At 45.6% G+C, this 16,651-nt stretch carries 13 protein-coding genes; 11 read left to right on the top strand and 2 right to left on the bottom strand.

The window, feature by feature from the left end; all coding sequences use genetic code 11:
• Window positions 1-221: 221 nt before the first annotated feature.
• Complete coding sequence (locus WAM07_RS10580; RefSeq protein WP_422166684.1) at window positions 222-1,466, bottom strand: YeeE/YedE family protein; 1,245 nt, start codon at window positions 1,464-1,466, stop codon at window positions 222-224.
• Window positions 1,467-1,900: 434 nt separating this feature from the next.
• On the opposite strand from WAM07_RS10580, the gene WAM07_RS10575 reads away from it, so the two are divergent.
• Window positions 1,901-2,137 (top strand): hypothetical protein, encoded by a 237-nt coding sequence (locus tag WAM07_RS10575; protein ID WP_014642880.1) that lies wholly within the window; start codon window positions 1,901-1,903, stop codon window positions 2,135-2,137.
• Window positions 2,138-2,313: 176 nt separating this feature from the next.
• On the opposite strand, the gene WAM07_RS10570 is transcribed toward WAM07_RS10575, so the two are convergent.
• Window positions 2,314-2,853: a 3D domain-containing protein gene (locus WAM07_RS10570; RefSeq protein WP_422166682.1), complete on the bottom strand. Its 540-nt coding sequence runs from the start codon at window positions 2,851-2,853 to the stop codon at window positions 2,314-2,316.
• A gap of 412 nt (window positions 2,854-3,265) precedes the next feature.
• On the opposite strand from WAM07_RS10570, the gene WAM07_RS10565 reads away from it, so the two are divergent.
• The 10 genes from WAM07_RS10565 to WAM07_RS10520 form a co-directional block, all read left to right on the top strand.
• Window positions 3,266-3,931, top strand: a complete 666-nt coding sequence (locus WAM07_RS10565; protein WP_422166680.1) for an SIMPL domain-containing protein — start codon at window positions 3,266-3,268, stop codon at window positions 3,929-3,931.
• A 166-nt stretch (window positions 3,932-4,097) separates the two neighbouring features.
• Window positions 4,098-4,973, top strand: a complete 876-nt coding sequence (locus tag WAM07_RS10560) for a TetR/AcrR family transcriptional regulator (protein WP_422166678.1) — start codon at window positions 4,098-4,100, stop codon at window positions 4,971-4,973.
• 16 nt (window positions 4,974-4,989) lie between these two features.
• Complete coding sequence (locus tag WAM07_RS10555; RefSeq protein WP_422166677.1) at window positions 4,990-6,384, top strand: MDR family MFS transporter; 1,395 nt, start codon at window positions 4,990-4,992, stop codon at window positions 6,382-6,384.
• 213 nt (window positions 6,385-6,597) lie between these two features.
• Window positions 6,598-7,404, top strand: a complete 807-nt coding sequence (gene zupT, locus WAM07_RS10550; protein ID WP_422166675.1) for a zinc transporter ZupT — start codon at window positions 6,598-6,600, stop codon at window positions 7,402-7,404.
• Window positions 7,405-7,785: 381 nt separating this feature from the next.
• Complete coding sequence (locus tag WAM07_RS10545; protein ID WP_422166673.1) at window positions 7,786-9,258, top strand: CoA-acylating methylmalonate-semialdehyde dehydrogenase; 1,473 nt, start codon at window positions 7,786-7,788, stop codon at window positions 9,256-9,258.
• A gap of 341 nt (window positions 9,259-9,599) precedes the next feature.
• Window positions 9,600-10,490, top strand: coding sequence for a nitrilase-related carbon-nitrogen hydrolase (locus WAM07_RS10540; RefSeq protein ID WP_422166671.1), 891 nt, complete (start codon window positions 9,600-9,602; stop codon window positions 10,488-10,490).
• Window positions 10,491-10,627: 137 nt separating this feature from the next.
• Window positions 10,628-12,001, top strand: coding sequence for an NAD(P)-dependent oxidoreductase (locus tag WAM07_RS10535; protein ID WP_422166669.1), 1,374 nt, complete (start codon window positions 10,628-10,630; stop codon window positions 11,999-12,001).
• Window positions 12,002-12,028: 27 nt separating this feature from the next.
• Complete coding sequence (preA, locus tag WAM07_RS10530) at window positions 12,029-13,315, top strand: NAD-dependent dihydropyrimidine dehydrogenase subunit PreA (RefSeq protein ID WP_422166668.1); 1,287 nt, start codon at window positions 12,029-12,031, stop codon at window positions 13,313-13,315.
• Between the two features lie 18 nt (window positions 13,316-13,333).
• Window positions 13,334-14,749, top strand: a complete 1,416-nt coding sequence (hydA, locus tag WAM07_RS10525; protein WP_422166667.1) for a dihydropyrimidinase — start codon at window positions 13,334-13,336, stop codon at window positions 14,747-14,749.
• A gap of 690 nt (window positions 14,750-15,439) precedes the next feature.
• The coding region (locus WAM07_RS10520; protein ID WP_422166666.1) for an NCS1 family transporter at window positions 15,440-16,651 on the top strand (1,212 nt) is incomplete at its 3' end.

Raw genomic sequence — 16,651 nt, 5'->3', positions numbered from 1 at the left:
GGTTACTTCAATTTCGAGATGTTGTGTGGAGAAAGGGGCTACAGGAAAGCGACTTATTTCCCAACCATCCCTTCTCCATTTAACGTAACGGACCCAATTTATCTCGAAATCAAGTCTTCAACAAACGGGAGCTTTTCTGTAAGATCATACTGCAATTTAAAAAGAGCCAGTAAAAAAGGCGCAGAGCTTATTACAAAGCTCTGCGCCTTTTTCTTATAAAATCAGCACATGGAATCTTTCGGACTTGGATTCTTCAAGCCAAACAACGGACGGATAAACAAGGCGAGGTACGTGCCGGCAAGCGCCATAATCATCCAAACCCAGCCGTGCAGACTGAAGGAGGCGATGCCGCCGAAATAAGCACCGATGTTACAACCAAAGGCTAGACGCGCTCCGTATCCCATTAAGCCGCCGCCAATAATAGACGCGGCTGCAATACCGGGTTTAATTTTTCCAGGTTTAAAGTTCCCCTGGAAGGAAGCGGCGATGAAAGCACCAAGAATGATACCGAAGTTCATCACGCTGGTGGAATCGGCCAGCACCGTTTTGTTTAAAGCATCAGAACCTTGCCAGTACGTCCAGCCTGCGACATCTACTCCAAAGATTTGCAAGAACTTAGAACCCCATAGAGCAAAAGCCGAAGTGATACCCCATGGATTGCCGCGTACCGTAAGGGTGATGGCATTCAATATGCCGAGAATAACAGCTGCGACAAGGAGTGGCCAAGCGCCTCTCCAGAGCTTTTTCCACCCGCTGGTTGTCGTCAGTGGCTTCATTTGCGGCGGGTTTTTTCTGCGTGCAAATTTAACGGTCGCTCCATAGATACCTAGGAAAATAAGAATTTGCAGAACCCAGCCGCCGAAGTAGCCTAAGCCTGTACTTTCTGCGAGAGAAATGGCCGGCAGGGATGGAAGACCGCGCCAAAAACCGATGTGATAGGCACCAAGTACAGATCCTCCGATAAATCCAAGAAGCGTTATGAACATCGAAGATTTACCGCCGCCAACCGTATAGAGTGTACCAGATGCGCAGCCGGAGCCCATCTGCATGCCGACCCCGAACATGAAGGAGCCAGCGACGACGCTTAACCCGGCTGGAAAGACGTACCCTTGCGGTGCAACGCCTGTAAAACTGAAGCCGGTTGCTAATATAATGGCAAAAAGTGTGGTAGCAACGGCTAGCATAAGCATGTGAGCTTGAAGACCCTGCACGTTTCCAACGGAAATTAATCGTCTGAATGCGGAAGTAAAACCAAAACGAGCGTATAACAAGGCTAGACCAAAGGCTAGACCTATAACGAATAGAACGCCTTGCGTCCATGTTGTGACTTGAACAATCGTGATAAATAGTAGTACGGATATAAGGACACCCAGCCATACGAGTGGTTTTTGAACTGGTTCCAATTCCCCTACAGCCGTGGAAGACGTCCGGTTTTCGTAGCTGGTTTGAGAAACAGCTTGAGCCATAAGTTAAAACCTCCTAATTCCTATTCGTTTACTTTGTTTTGTAACTTTCAATATTGTAAGGGATTGTCCTTCTAAATGTAAATCGTTGTGCATAGAATGAGATAAATAAATAGAAATACAGTCTTAACGAAGACTTAACACTTTCAGTTTTGGACAAGTGGTACACTATGAGTGAAGACAGGACAGCTGATTAACAATAAAATTTGGAGGGATGTCTTATACCTGTCGCTTGCCTAACTTTCAGTCGTTGGTTTTTCCTTGGGTCCATTAAATCAAGTCGAAGAACTTCCTGGCGAACATCTGGCGCACCTCCCCCAGCGTAATTACATATAAAGCCGCGACCTTTAAAGGAGCGGCTTCTTTTGCGTATTTTACGATTAAAGCAGAGGTGGGGAGGGTAAAGAGTAAATATCTTACATAAAAGGAGTGGTACGATGGCAAGTAAGAAAGAATGGCAGGTAGTCTTTTTGCTCGATAGTAAACGAGTAATTACGCATGAGTTGGATTTAAGTGAGGCGATGGATCAGAGAGAGGCTTCTGAGTTTATTGTGAAACAATTGGACCGCGGTTCCTGGTGGTTCCTTGAGGACGGAGTCGTGCTGCATACGAAAGCTGTTGAAGGCTTCTATTTAGAAGAGGGTGCCGACCGAACCGATTTCTCCAGAGAATAAGAAAAAAAGCCCAACTTCCTTAAAAAAAAGTTGGGCTTTTTTTGGTGAAAGTTCGAAGAGGATCGAGAGTGGTATTATTTTGAAAGTTGATAGAAATAGTTACAAAGACGAAACCCCCTGGTTTTCTAACCAGGGGGTTGTTACTTATCCATTATAAGCTTTTAGAGAGTTAATAACTAAGATTGAAGAATTTCGATCTGAACGTCACGGCGTCCAAAATCGAACGCTTCGTCTTTTTCGGGAAGGAAGACATCGATGCGGCGTCCTTCGATGTCAGCCCCGATATCGCCGGCAATGGCTACGCCGTAACCAGGCACTCTCACTTTAGAACCCAGGGGAATCACGTCTGGATCTACGGCAATCACTTTTTTGTCCGGATTTTCACGAAGGTCAATTCCTGTAGACGTTTTGCCGCTGCATCCGTCACAAAAGGCTGTATAAGCGGTAGCCTCTACGGTCACGGTGCGTTTTACTTCTGGTTTAGATTTATCTTCTTCAGCTTTTGAATCGGATGGTTTCTTTTCTTCTTTTTCAAATCGTTTATGAGTAGTAGATTTATTATTTAGTGCGGATGATTTCTTAATAACTTCCTGCGCTGTTTCGGCTGGATTGTCCAGTTCTTCTGCAACAATAGTTGATGGGGAATGAGGACTGAAACTTAAGATTCCTAAGGTGTAAAAAGCAATAGAAAAAAGTAGAATCCAGGATTTATTCATGACGATTATCCCCTTCCAAAAGTTTTACTGTATGGAGTATAGCAGTTGGATGGATGTATATACAAGATAATTCATGAGACATTTGTATTACATTTATGTAACAAAAATAATGTTATTTTGATTAAATGGAAGAGCCGCATCTCACCGCTGCGACTCTCATAAATGTTATTTGGACGTGCCTCTTCTTTTCTTTCCGCAACAGGAAGAACGTGAAGGTTTTCTTTTTGGCTGATTGTTGTCGGGACGATTACTCATACAATCACTCCTCTCGCATGTGAGATACTTTTAGTCTATGCAGCTTCCCTATGTTCTGGCCGTGCTCCTCTCACGATTCTTCTTGAGTAGGGAATAATTTCATGGGTGCCCACATGAAATAATAGTAAACGATGTTAGGGAAAGGTGGACTCCATACATGAACAGTCTTTCTTACCAGGGGCTGGTGCGGGATCATCAGGAAGGACGTACCATTACGGTCAACGGCACGGGCCAGGTACTCACTCGGCCGGACGCAGCCAGTGCACAAGTAGGGTTCGTTAATCTGGATACGGACATTAGGAAGGCTCAAGGGGTAAATAGCTCAACAATCCAAAAGATTACCAGTGCGCTTATCCAAGCGGGGGTTCCGCAGGAGAATATCCAAACAGCCGAGTATTCCGTAACACCTCAGTATGAGTTTATAGACGGGAAGCAAGTTTTCAGGGGATATGAAGTGAGTCATATTCTTGCTGTGACGATCGAAGACGTAGATCAGACCGGTTATATTATCGATACGGCTGTATCGCAGGGAGCTAACCGGATTAACAGGATCCAATTTACGCTAAAGCGACCACAGGCTGCTTATCAAAAAGCTTTGCAAATTGCCCTGGGGAACGCTTTGGCAAGTGCTCAGACGATAGCTAACACGATGAATCTTAAGCTGGATCAAACCCCGATCCAGATCATTGAAAAAGATGGAGGAAGGGCGGTTCCACGCTCGTTTGCTCAAGCCGAAATGGTAAGCAGTGGTGCTGCTCCAATTGAGCCGGGAGAACTAAAGACATCAGCGCGGGTAGAGGTGAAGTTTCAATATTATTCATAGCGATTTTTATTAACAATAATCAGATTATGTAAACCCAGGACGAACCTTATCCTGGGTTTTTTATATAGAGCAGGGTTGTTGACACACTGGATTCTCATCCTTACTATGGACGGTGTAAAACTATACGGTTTCAATAATACTATTCAGTTTTCAGGAGGGTGCTTCTATGGATGAAAAACGGGTGAAAATTATGGAATCGGCCGCTCAGTTGTTCTCCAGGAATGGCTATGAAGCTACTTCCGTTCAAGATGTGGCAGAGGTTTGCGGGATGTCGAAAGCCACGCTTTATAAGTATTTTTCATCCAAACAGACACTTCTTATTGAAGTGATCGAATATAACCATCAGCGAATGTCTCAGCGCACGGAAGAGGTTAAAGACGATGATTCTTTAGAGCCTCTAGAAGCTCTAGAACAGAAAGTGATTGTCCTGCTGGAAGAATTTAAGGAAAATCATTATTTTATTCAGCTGCTTTTCCGGTCGATGCCTGAAAAAGAGGATAAGCAGGTCCGGCAGCTGATGGATCGTGGATATCGAAGAATGTTCTTATGGCATAAGCAGAGTTTGAGGGATGCTTTTAGGATAAGTGATGAAACCAGAATGAACGACCTCGTTCTATTATTTCAGGGGATGATGAAGGAATACTTGTTTATCCTTTCAGAAAAAAATGATGCCTTGTTCCTGCCATCCATCGCATCTTACATCAGGCAAGTCCTGCAAATGGTCATAGAGAACAAAGGTGAATTGACCCATGTGCTTCCTGAAGACTGGGTCACGGAGGTAAACCCGGAAGACGAAGTAGAACCGCTCTCCAGGGAAGAAAGAATGGAACGCCTGCTCCATGAAATGAAAATGAGGCTGCAGGCATCCGGACTTAGTGAGTACCATGATACATTTCATGTCCTTGAGGCCGTTGAAGAGGAATGCAGAAGAAGTCATGTAAGACAAGCGGTAGTAAAAGCTCTTCTGCCTGTATTAAAGAAAGAACAAAGCATTGCTACAAAAGCTGATGCATTAGAAAGATTAATGATCAAGAATCCATGAGGAAAGGAGCCAGCTTATGACCTCACATGATCAGGACGGAAAACCGATCAATCGCACATCGATTGTAGCGATATTAATTGTTGGGGCTTTCGTAGCTATCTTAAATCAGACGCTATTGGCTACAGCCTTGCCGCACATTATGGCCGATCTGGATTTAACGGCTAACACGGTTCAGTGGCTGACGACCGTATTTATGCTAGTGAATGGAATTATGATTCCAATTACTGCTTTTTTAATCGAAACCTTTACCACGCGGCGGCTGTTTTTAGGCGCGATGGGGATATTTGTTATAGGTACACTCACAGCTGCCCTCGCTCCGAACTTCCCGGTCCTCATGGTTGGACGAGTTATTCAGGCAGGCGGAGCCGGTATTATGATGCCGCTGATGCAGACGGTATTTCTGGTTATCTTTCCTGTTGAGAAAAGGGGATCCATCATGGGACTAGTCGGATTGGTGATCTCCTTCGCTCCAGCAATCGGACCGACGCTCTCGGGCTATTTAATCGGTCATTTTCCCTGGAGATCGTTATTTTTCGTCGTATTGCCCATTGCTTTAATCGATATGGTCATTGCGTATTTCTTACTTAAGAATGTTACCAATCGTACTTTCCCAAAAGTGGACGTTTCGTCTATTATCCTTTCTTCCTTCGGTTTCGGAGGCTTACTGTACGGATTTAGTGTAGCCGGAACCGGTGGCTGGGGAAGCTTAGAAGTTATTGGATCTATTCTAATAGGGGTAGTGACTCTGACTCTGTTCATTTTAAGGCAATTCCGCTTGAAGCAGCCGATCTTAGAGTTCAGAGTTTTCAAATCGAAAATCTTCACCCTTTCAACGATTATAGCGATGCTCGTATTCGCTGCTATGATAGGGGCCGAAACGATTCTTCCATTATATATGCAGAACATGTTAGGATTCAGCGCACTTGAATCTGGTCTCGTTCTTCTGCCGGGAGCGGTCGTCATGGGCATAATGTCGCCGATTACCGGCCGGATTTTTGATAAAGTCGGTGCCCGTTGGCTGTCTGTTATCGGACTTTCAATCGTAACCTTCACTACGATATTCTTTACTCAGTTATCAACGGCCACTTCGTTTACGTTTTTAGCGGTGATTTACGGAATTCGAATGTTTGGAGTATCGATGGTTATGATGCCTGTACAAACGGCAGGCTTGAACCAGCTGAGCTTAAAAATGATTCCGCATGGAACGGCCATGGGAAGCACGATGAGGCAGATTGCTGGTTCGATTGGAACGGCTATCCTTGTCACGGTAATGACCAATGCCGCTATTTCCGAATCGGTCAGTGGGCAAATAGAAGGTGTAAATACAGCCTTCTGGGTAGCGACCATTATGGCATTTATCGGAGCCATTTTGTCTTTCTTCATCACAAATTCAAAACCAGAGAAAGCGTGAATATGAACGAAGCACAGTCCAGGGGGCTGTGCTTCGTTTTCTTTTGGTGGAACGAATTCCAGGTAGGCGAATATGGTACATCAGATGAGAGTTATTTGAAGTATCATTTTTTAAATAGGCACATAAAATATTACTACAACTAAAAAAGTTGCATTAAGGAAAAAAATAAATTACAATTATTTCAGACTAGACAGAGAAGAAAGGGAGAGACAGGTGGAAAATTTATTATTAGCCTTTGGATTGACCCTGCTTGCCGGGTTAGCCACAGGGATCGGAAGCGTACTAGCGTTTTTTACAAAAACGACTAATACTAGATTTCTTTCATTGGCGCTCGGGTTCTCGGCAGGAGTCATGATTTATGTATCGATGGTTGAAATATTTTTTAAAGCACAGGATGCCCTGGTAAATGCCATGGGTGAAGTTCCTGGTAAGTGGATTACGGTTGCCGGTTTCTTCGGTGGAATGGTAGTCATTGCCATTATTGATAGATTGATTCCAAAAGCAGGAAATCCTCATGAAGTGAAAAAAGTGGAAGATATGTCGACGTCTGAGCCAGCTGTCGATCAATCTCATTTATTAAAAATGGGGACGTTCACAGCACTCGCGATTGCCATTCACAACTTTCCAGAAGGAATTGCGACCTTTACAGCAGCCCTGAACGACCCCAGCCTCGGAATCGCGATTGCGGCTGCGATTGCGATTCATAACATACCAGAAGGAATTGCTGTTTCTGTACCGGTTTATTTTGCGACAGGCGATAAGAAAAAAGCCTTCAAGCTTTCATTTCTTAGTGGACTATCCGAACCGGTCGGCGCTTTGCTGGCGTATTTAGTCCTTATGCCATTCCTGAATGATGTGATGTTCGGGGTCTTATTCGCCGGAGTTGCCGGCATCATGGTGTTTATTTCACTGGATGAATTACTTCCAGCCTCGCGCCGTTATGGCGAAGCTCATTTATCCATCTATGGCGTGGTAGCCGGTATGGCAGTGATGGCCTTAAGTTTACTTTTGTTTATCTAAAAATAGACGTTGTGGATGGAGCTAGGAACGAGGGATCTCGGTGCGATTGGTTGAAGCACGGCGCAATCCAGGCATCGAAACGATGTTTTCCGAGATTGAAAGCTTAGCAAAATAATCCACACTAAGTATCAAAAACCGTCCGATCGAAACTCGATCGGACGGTTTTTTTCATGCTTCGACTGACTGAAGTGTACTTCCTTTAAGCCCTCAAATCCTATCTAAAATACTTGTTTTCCCTTTTCCTTCCAATTCCGCAGAGACCGTCATAGTGTCAATTAGATGAGAAATTCATTTGACATTTCGTCCATTGATGTTGGAATTTTCTGAATTTATAATGAATCTGAGCAAAAAAGAACAGAATCTACCAATTGAGGTGAAAAGATGGAGACAACTTTCTCGAAGTCGAATCAGGTGGTCATTCAGAATTTTATTAATGGAGAATGGGTTTCGTCTGAAAGTGGGCAAGTGGAGAATGTGCCCAACCCCGCTACAGGAGAAATCATCGCAAGTGTTCCTATTTCATCGAAAGAGGACGTAAATAAAGCCGTACAATCGGCAAGACAGGCTTTTAAAGACTGGAAGAAGACGCCTGTTCCTAAACGAGCACGGATTATGTTCAAATACCAGCAGCTTCTCACTGAAAATCGGGATGAACTTGCCAAAGTGCTGACCCAGGAGAACGGAAAAACGAAAAAAGATGCGACGGGCGAAGTGCAACGGGGAATCGAGTGTGTAGAATTCGCTGCCGGAGCGCCGAGTTTAATGATGGGGGATGTGCTGCCGGATATCGCGGAAGGTATAGATTCGGGAATGTACCGTTATCCAGTCGGTGTAGTCGGAGGGATTACCCCTTTTAATTTCCCAATGATGGTTCCTTTATGGATGTTTCCGCTTGCATTGGTGTGCGGCAACACCTTTGTCCTGAAGCCTTCCGAGCGGACACCGATTCTTGCGAAGATGCTAGTCGAGCTCTTGCATGAAGCGGGATTGCCAAAAGGAGTACTGAATCTGGTGAATGGTGCTCATGATGTAGTGAATGGTCTGCTTGAGCATGAAGAGATTGATGCGATATCTTTCGTCGGCTCTCAGCCCGTAGCGGAATATGTATATAAAACGGCTGCGAACCATGGAAAACGTGTGCAGGCACTTGCCGGGGCCAAGAATCACTCCATCGTATTGCCGGACTGCAACCTCGATAAGTCTGTCGAAGGAATTGTTAATGCAGCTTTCGGGAGCGCGGGGGAACGCTGTATGGCCTGTTCCGTAGTAGTAGCGGTCGGCGAAGTTGCTGATCCACTGGTTGCCAAACTGAAAGAGGCTGCTGATCAGTTAAATGTAGGAGATGGGTTAGCGGAAGAAACAAACTTAGGACCGTTAATTCGTGAGTCCCACAGAGACCGGGTGCTCGGTTATATTGAAGCCGGTGAAGAAGAAAACGCGAAGCTTGTTCGTGACGGCCGGGTAGAACTCCGTGAAAATGAATCAGGCTATTTCTTAGGAGCGACGATTTTCGACTATGTGACCGAAGATATGAAAATTTGGAAAGATGAAATCTTCGCACCGGTTCTAAGTATTGTACGCGCCGAAACCCTGGATGAAGCCATTGAGACGGCCAATAAATCCGAATTTGCGAATGGAGCTGTCATCTATACCTCAAGCGGCAAGGCTGTGCAGCAGTTCAGAGAAGAAATGGACGCAGGCATGTTAGGTGTCAATGTAAACGTTCCTGCCCCTATGGCTTTCTTTCCTTTCTCCGGTAATAAGAAATCATTCTACGGAGATCTTCATGCCAACGGAAAAGACGGGCTGAATTTTTATACGAAGCGGAAAATGCTGACTCAGCGCTGGTATTAATGGACTGAAAAAGCGGAAGATGTAAAGACTTCCGCTTTTTTCAATTTCTTTTGTATTTCCTAATTAATCCTTACTTTAAACAAATCCTTACGTGCATCTATCTCACCTCTTTATTTTTACAAAAAGCAACGTTAATCCAAATTAACATTTTACAGTATGTATAATGGCAAATTGATAAACTTAAGGTAAAGTATATATAAATTACAAAATATTCAGCAAATAAAGAAAATTTAAAATAATTTCAGGGAGGTGAATCAGTAACGATCGTAACGATGAAGATTTTACACGGCTGGAAGCTATTTAAAAAAATTAGGGATCTTATTACATAAGGAGGAATTTACGTGTCCGATAAAGTCCAAATTGGGTTAATACAAGCTTCTCACGATGTAGATGGAAATGAACCTGTCGAAGTTCACAAACAGGAATCGATCGAAAAACATATTAAACTAGTTCGGGAAGCGGCAGAAAAAGGAGCGCAAATCATTTGTCTGCAGGAAATTTTCTATGGTCCCTATTTCTGCTCGGAACAAAACTCAAAGTGGTACGATGCAGCAGAAGAAATTCCAAATGGTCCGACCACGATTCAATTTCAGGAGCTTGCTAAAGAACTAGGAGTCGTTATTGTTCTTCCAATCTATGAAAGAGAAGGGATTGCGACATATTATAATACAGCGGCTGTCATTGATGCAGATGGATCGTATCTAGGTAAATACCGCAAACATCACATTCCTCAGGTGGGTGTAGGGGACAAGGGATATGGATTCTGGGAGAAGTATTACTTCAAGCCTGGAAACCTGGGGTATCCCGTGTTCGATACTGCCTTTGCTAAAGTCGGCGTTTATATCTGCTATGATCGCCACTTCCCTGAAGGGGCACGGGTACTTGGCTTGAACGGGGCGGAAGTCGTTTTTAATCCGTCAGCTACTGTCGCTGGATTGTCGGAATACTTATGGAAGCTTGAGCAGCCGGCTCATGCGGTAGCAAATGGCTATTATTTAGGAGCCATTAACCGTGTCGGTTATGAAGGTCCGTGGAATATGGGCGAATTTTATGGTCAGTCTTACCTTGTGGATCCTAGAGGAGAGTTTGTCGCTACCGGCAGCCGTGATCAGGATGAAGTCATCATCGGTGAAATGAATAAGAAGTTTATTCGGGAAGTTCGAGATACGTGGCAGTTTTACCGGGATCGTCGTCCCGAAACGTACGAGAAGATGGGTCAGCTTCTGCCGTAACAGAGAATTCCAGAATCCTAGAAGAAGTTCTTCATAGAGCAAAGGAAAATAGACCTCTTTTCCCTATGTAGGACTTCTTTTGTATAGCCATGCATCTGAATCAGATGGCAAGTATCTATAAAAGGAGGTTCATTGCATTGACTCAGTTAAAAAGCAAAGGAATATCTCTAGAGAACTTAAAATCAAATTTTGAGGAAGTTCACGAAGGTCTCAACAATCAGGAGGCCATGGAAGAAGCCAATCGCTGCTTGTACTGCTATGATGCTCCCTGTATTAAGGCTTGTCCGACAAGCATTGATATTCCGAAGTTTATTAAAAAGATTGCTTCTGGCAATCTAAAGGGATCGGCCACGACCATCATGTCATCCAATCCAGTCGGTGCTACGTGTGCCCGCGTCTGCCCGACCGAGGAGCTTTGTGAAGGAGCATGTGTATTAAATCATTCCACGCAGCCCATTTTGATTGGTGATCTGCAGCGGTTTGCGACCGACTGGGCCATCAAGAACGAACAACTGTTATTCAAACCTGGAGAAAAGAATGGCATGAAGGTGGCTGTTGTGGGAGGAGGACCAGCTGGTTTATCGGCAGCTCGGGAACTTGCCCGTTTTGGCTACGAGGTGACGATTTTTGAAGCAGAGGCTGAGGCTGGAGGGCTGGATACATACGGAATCGTGTCATTCCGGCTGCCGCAGGATATTTCCCGCTGGGAAGTCGATCAGGTCAGACAAATGGACGTTGAAATCCGGACAAACACAAGAGTCGGAACCGATGTCACTTTTCAGGAACTATCCGATCAATATGACTCTATTGTCCTGACCATCGGTATGGGCAACGTTCCGATGCTTGGAATTGAAGGGGAAGACTTGAACGGAGTTCATGACGCCATTGAATTTGTAAAAAGTACAAAATCAGGCCCGGTAACGGAGGAACTGATCGGTAAAAACATCGTGGTTGTCGGTGCAGGCAACACGGCAATTGATGCGGCCACCTGTGCAGCCCGAAAAGGGGCGGCGGATGTGAAGATTGTGTACCGCCGTACCGTGAAAGAAATGACCGCTTATGGCTTCGAATACGACTTTGCCAAACAGGATAACGTGGAATTCAACTGGCTTACGCAGCCAATCGAAATCATCGGGGATGAGACGAATCAGGTGACGCACCTGAAATGTGTGAAAATGGCGCTGGGCGAACCGGACGCGGATGGACGAAGAAGACCGTCCCCGGTTGAAGGTTCTGAATTTGTCATGGAGGCCGATGCCGTGATTAAAGCGATCGGACAGACGCGTTATTCCGATTTTATTGAGGGCTTCGGTCTGGATCATGAAGGCGGTGTCGTCAAAGTTGACCCTGAATCCCTGCAAACGTCCAATTCTAAGGTTTTCGCTGCAGGAGATGTGATTTTTGCGAAAGGACAAGGGGAAGCCATGGTAGTGACAGCCGCTCAGCAGGGTAAAGTAGTCGCTATGGCCATTCATAAACAGTTAGCTCCCGCACCAACAGCCGCGATGTAAAACTACTATTTCAGGAGGCGTAATGATATGGCTGATTTGAGTTTAAATCTTGCAGGAATAAAATCTCCCAATCCCTTTTGGCTGGCTTCGGCACCTCCAACCAACTCTGGGTACCAGGTGCAGCGTGCATTCGAAGCCGGGTGGGGTGGAGCCGTTTGGAAAACGTTAGGGGAACCCATCCTGAACGTTACTTCACGCTTCGCCGCCGTCGGTTTTAATGGTCAAAAAGTAGCTGGATTCAACAATATTGAATTGATTACCGATCGACCGCTAGAAGTGAATCTACGAGAAATCTATGAAACAAAAAAGAGGTTTCCGAATCATGCGATCATTGCTTCTTTAATGGTCGAGCCAACACAGGAGAAATGGCATGAAATCGTGAAGCGTGTGGAGGAAGTCGGCGTGGACGGTCTGGAGTTGAACTTCGGATGTCCGCATGGAATGGCAGAACGGGGTATGGGTGCTGCATCCGGTCAGGTCCCGGAGCTCGTGGAAAAACAAACGATGTGGGCGAAAGAAGTGGCTGAAACACCAGTCATTGTAAAGCTTACCCCGAATATTACGGACATCACATTTACAGCACAGGCGGCCGTAAATGGCGGGGCTGATGCGGTCAGTATGATCAACACCATTAACAGTCTCGCCGGAGTGGATATCGATACGTGGGATACGATTCCAAACGTAGCCGGTAAAGGGGCTCATGGCGGCTACTGCGGTCCAGCCGTGAAGCCGATCGCGCTTAATATGGTAGCGGAATGTGCGCGTCATCCGAAAATTAATGTTCCGATTTCCGGTATGGGCGGGGTTTCAAGTTGGCGGGAAGCCGTGGAGTTTATGCTTATGGGTGCTACGGGCGTGCAGGTTTGCACAGCCGCGATGCACCATGGCTTCAGTATCGTCGAGGATATGAAAGACGGGTTAAATAACTACCTGGATGAAAAAGGCATCGATTCAGTCATGGACCTTGTCGGAAAATCCGTAGAAAAGTACTCAGATTGGGGCAACTTGGACTTAAATCACCAGATTGTTGCCAAAATCAATAATGATGTGTGCATCAACTGTAATAAGTGCCATATCGCCTGTGAAGACACTTCCCACCAGTGTATCGACATGCTGAAAGATGAGGATGGCAACGACATTCTCAGGGTGCGTGAGGAAGATTGTGTTGGCTGTAACTTATGTTCCATCGTCTGCCCGGTAGATGGGGCAATCGATATGGTGGACTATGCGAATGGTAAACCGCCGATGACGTGGAATGAAAGGCAGGCAGCGATTGGCGCAGCCTCATCCTGTGAAGTGGATTTGATTAAATAAACATAATGGAGGGTTACGATGAAGAAAATTATTAAGAATGGAATCATTGTTACAGCAGCCGATACGTATAAAGCGGACATTATGGTGGAAAATGAAAAAATTGTACTGATTGGACAGGATCTGTCCGATTCTTCAGCTGAAGTTATTGATGCGAAAGGCAACTACGTCTTTCCAGGAGGGGTTGATCCCCATACCCATCTAGAAATGCCGTTCGGCGGTACGGTCAGTAAGGATGATTTTGAGACCGGCACGATTGCTGCAGCTCATGGCGGCACAACGACAGTCATTGATTTCTGCCTGACGAACAAAGGGAAGCCGCTACAGGATTCAATCGATCAATGGCACGCGAAATCACGCGATAAATCCGTCATTGATTACAGCTTCCACTTAATGATCAGTGAAATGAATGACAGCGTCCTGGAGCAGCTTCCAAGTGTCATTGAGGATGAAGGGATTACTTCTTTTAAAGTATTTATGGCTTACAAAAATGTCTTTCAAGCCGATGATGAAACCTTATTCCGCACACTGGAAGAAGCGAAAAGACTAGGCGCTCTCGTGATGGTACATGCAGAGAACGGGGATGTCATCGATCACTTAGTTAAAAAAGCCCTTGAGAAAGGACAGACCGACCCAATCTATCATGCCTTAACCCGTCCACCTGAAGCGGAAGGAGAAGCGACTGGCCGTGCTGCTCAATTAACCGGACTCGCGAACTCGCAGCTTTATGTGGTACACGTCTCGTGTGAAAACGCGGTCGAAGAAATTTCAAAAGCGAGGAAGAAAGGCTATCAGGTGATTGGGGAAACGTGTCCACAGTACTTAGTGCTCGACCAAAGCTACTTAGAAAAACCAAATTTTGAAGGAGCCAAATACGTATGGTCTCCGCCTTTACGTGAGAAGAAGCACCAGGACGTGCTATGGAATGCTCTGAAGACAGGTGAATTGCAGACATTAGGATCTGATCAGTGCTCCTTTGATTTTAAAGGGCAGAAGGATTTAGGAAAAGGTGACTTTACGAAGATTCCAAACGGCGGGCCAATTATTGAAGATCGGGTCAGCCTGCTGTTCTCTGAAGGGGTTAAAAAAGGCAGAATCAGTCTAAACCAGTTTGTGGACATTACTTCCACACGCATTGCGAAGACATTCGGCATCTTCCCTCAGAAAGGAACGATCAGTGTGGGAGCCGATGCCGACCTGGTCATCTTTGATCCGAATATTGAGCGTACGATATCGGTTGAAACGAGTCACATGGCCGCTGATTACAATCCTTTTGAAGGGATAAAAGTAACCGGTCAGCCAGTCAGCGTATTATCACGTGGAGAGTTCGTCATCCGTGATAAGGAGTTTGTCGGGAAAATCGGATCCGGTAACTACCTGAAGCGTGCCCGTTTCGGTGAACTCAAACAGTCCCAGGAAGAACTCTATCAAAACTAGTCCTGCCTTCCGGATAACAAGAATCAGGTTGCCCGGCTTTTGAGCTATTAGGTTCTGTATGAGGTGGTGAGGGTCCGTTATCTAGAAAGAACTAGGGCTGGTGGGGAAATAATTCGCTTTCCAGTGGGGAACGGGGAGCTTCCTCGGTCGTTGTTCACTCCCTGTGGGATCTCCCCTAGTTCCTTTTCCCACGGGAGTCTCATCATTTCCCCACCAACCCAACTATAACCTTGCGAACGGACCCTTCTTTAGAAGTACAGCTGGTGGGCTTGAGTCTTTCTAAATCCATCTGTGACATGAGTGAGTTTATCGACGAAGCCTATGGGAGAAATAAGAGCTCTTAGCATTTAGCTCATGTTTTCTATACAAAAGATTTTCGACATCGTTTCGAGTTGCTTATTTCAGCAAGGTCCGGAGGGGAACGTGGAGACTCCTACGGGATGCACATGACAGGTGAGATCCCGGAAGGCGCAAGCCTGAGGAAGCTCAGCGCATGCCCGTGGAAAGCGACTCGTTCCCCGCAGGGCCTAATTCTCCCACTAAAGTCTCGAAACTACGTCTTCCACTATAAAGCCGGATTGTTTAATAATCTTCTGAAAAATCAACTGCCAAGTTTAATAGAACCAACTATTAAAAGCCGGGTGGCTGCTTTACAATTCCCATGTATCATTATAGGAGGATTCCATATCTATGGATAAAAAAGACAATCATTTAAAGTCTCCGGACCTCATGCCTATTCCTCACCACGAGAAGAAAATCGGCACCCTCGGATTTACGTTTATGTGGATCGGGATGGCTGTAGTCTTAGCCGCCTTTGCCATTGGTGGAGCAGGCGTCCAATCCATTTCACTCATCTGGGTGGTACTCGGAACGCTTCTTGGAACCCTGTTGATAGGGTTCGCCATTACACTGACCGCAGATATCGGCATTGAACACGGTATTTCGTTTCCCGTCTACATGAGAGCTCCTTTTGGAACACTTGGAACCCACTTCCCTTCTGTAGTCAGAGGGCTGGCTGCATCGATGTGGTTTGGGATCAACACGTTTTTTGGCTCTACAGCTATTAATGGAATCTTAAATATCTTAACAGGCTTTGACAACTGGTTTGTCTGCTACGTCCTTTTTGCCTTATTCCAATTATTTAATACAGCGCTTGGGATTAAAGCCGTAGAGAAATTCGCCGATCTGGCAGCCCCGATTATTATTCTAATCGGTATCTGGATGTATTTTAATCTGGCTGGGGAGGCCTCAGCGCAGAACAAGGATATCTGGGGATGGGTTGAGAGCCCTGTTACAGGTGGTGCAGCCTTCACGGCTTTTGTCATTGTCGTTGTGAGTAACATGGGGTATTGGGCGACACTTGCGGCTGATATTTCTTCTATATCCCGATTTATTAAAGCGCCCAAACATGAAAGAAACTGGGTAAAACGGAACAAGGGAGCCCTGGTTGGAAGCCTGGTCGGTCTGCCGTTGACACAGACCTTCATTGTCGTCCTTGGCGCAGTCTCGTATATTGCCGTATCGAACTTTGATCCGGTTGTCGCCCTTCAGGAATCGGCCAGCGGACTCGTCCTGGGTATTCTGCTCTTAATGATTGTACTGGCCCAGTGGTCCACCAACGTATCGGCTAATATCGTGCCAGCGGCCACTATTTTCTCCAACGTCGGCGGACCGAAGCTTCCTTTCTGGGCCGGAGTGTTTATTGCCGGTTTGATTGGCACAGTCATTCAGCCATGGAGTGTATTCAATCTGCTGATTCCGGTCTTGCTTATTGCGGCTGCTATTCTCTCCGTGATCGTCGGAATTATTTTCGCCGATTATTATCTGTTGAGAAAACGGAGAATGAATGTCCACGATTTATACAAGAGTGGTGGGCAGTACCGTTACGATGGAGGTATTAAC

The sequence above is a fragment of the Halobacillus sp. genome (genome assembly GCF_049282395.1).
GTDB lineage: Bacteria > Bacillota > Bacilli > Bacillales > Halobacillaceae > Halobacillus.
This window is presented reverse-complemented; position numbering and strand designations above follow the sequence as displayed.

Coding starts and splice junctions, on each gene's coding strand:
- preA (WP_422166668.1), top strand. CDS start 12,029: ATGGCTGATTTGAGTTTAAATCTTGCAGGAATAAAATCTCCCAATCCC.
- WAM07_RS10560 (WP_422166678.1), top strand. CDS start 4,098: ATGGATGAAAAACGGGTGAAAATTATGGAATCGGCCGCTCAGTTGTTC.
- hydA (WP_422166667.1), top strand. CDS start 13,334: ATGAAGAAAATTATTAAGAATGGAATCATTGTTACAGCAGCCGATACG.
- WAM07_RS10580 (WP_422166684.1), bottom strand. CDS start 1,466: ATGGCTCAAGCTGTTTCTCAAACCAGCTACGAAAACCGGACGTCTTCC.
- WAM07_RS10545 (WP_422166673.1), top strand. CDS start 7,786: ATGGAGACAACTTTCTCGAAGTCGAATCAGGTGGTCATTCAGAATTTT.
- WAM07_RS10575 (WP_014642880.1), top strand. CDS start 1,901: ATGGCAAGTAAGAAAGAATGGCAGGTAGTCTTTTTGCTCGATAGTAAA.
- WAM07_RS10565 (WP_422166680.1), top strand. CDS start 3,266: ATGAACAGTCTTTCTTACCAGGGGCTGGTGCGGGATCATCAGGAAGGA.
- WAM07_RS10570 (WP_422166682.1), bottom strand. CDS start 2,853: ATGAATAAATCCTGGATTCTACTTTTTTCTATTGCTTTTTACACCTTA.
- WAM07_RS10555 (WP_422166677.1), top strand. CDS start 4,990: ATGACCTCACATGATCAGGACGGAAAACCGATCAATCGCACATCGATT.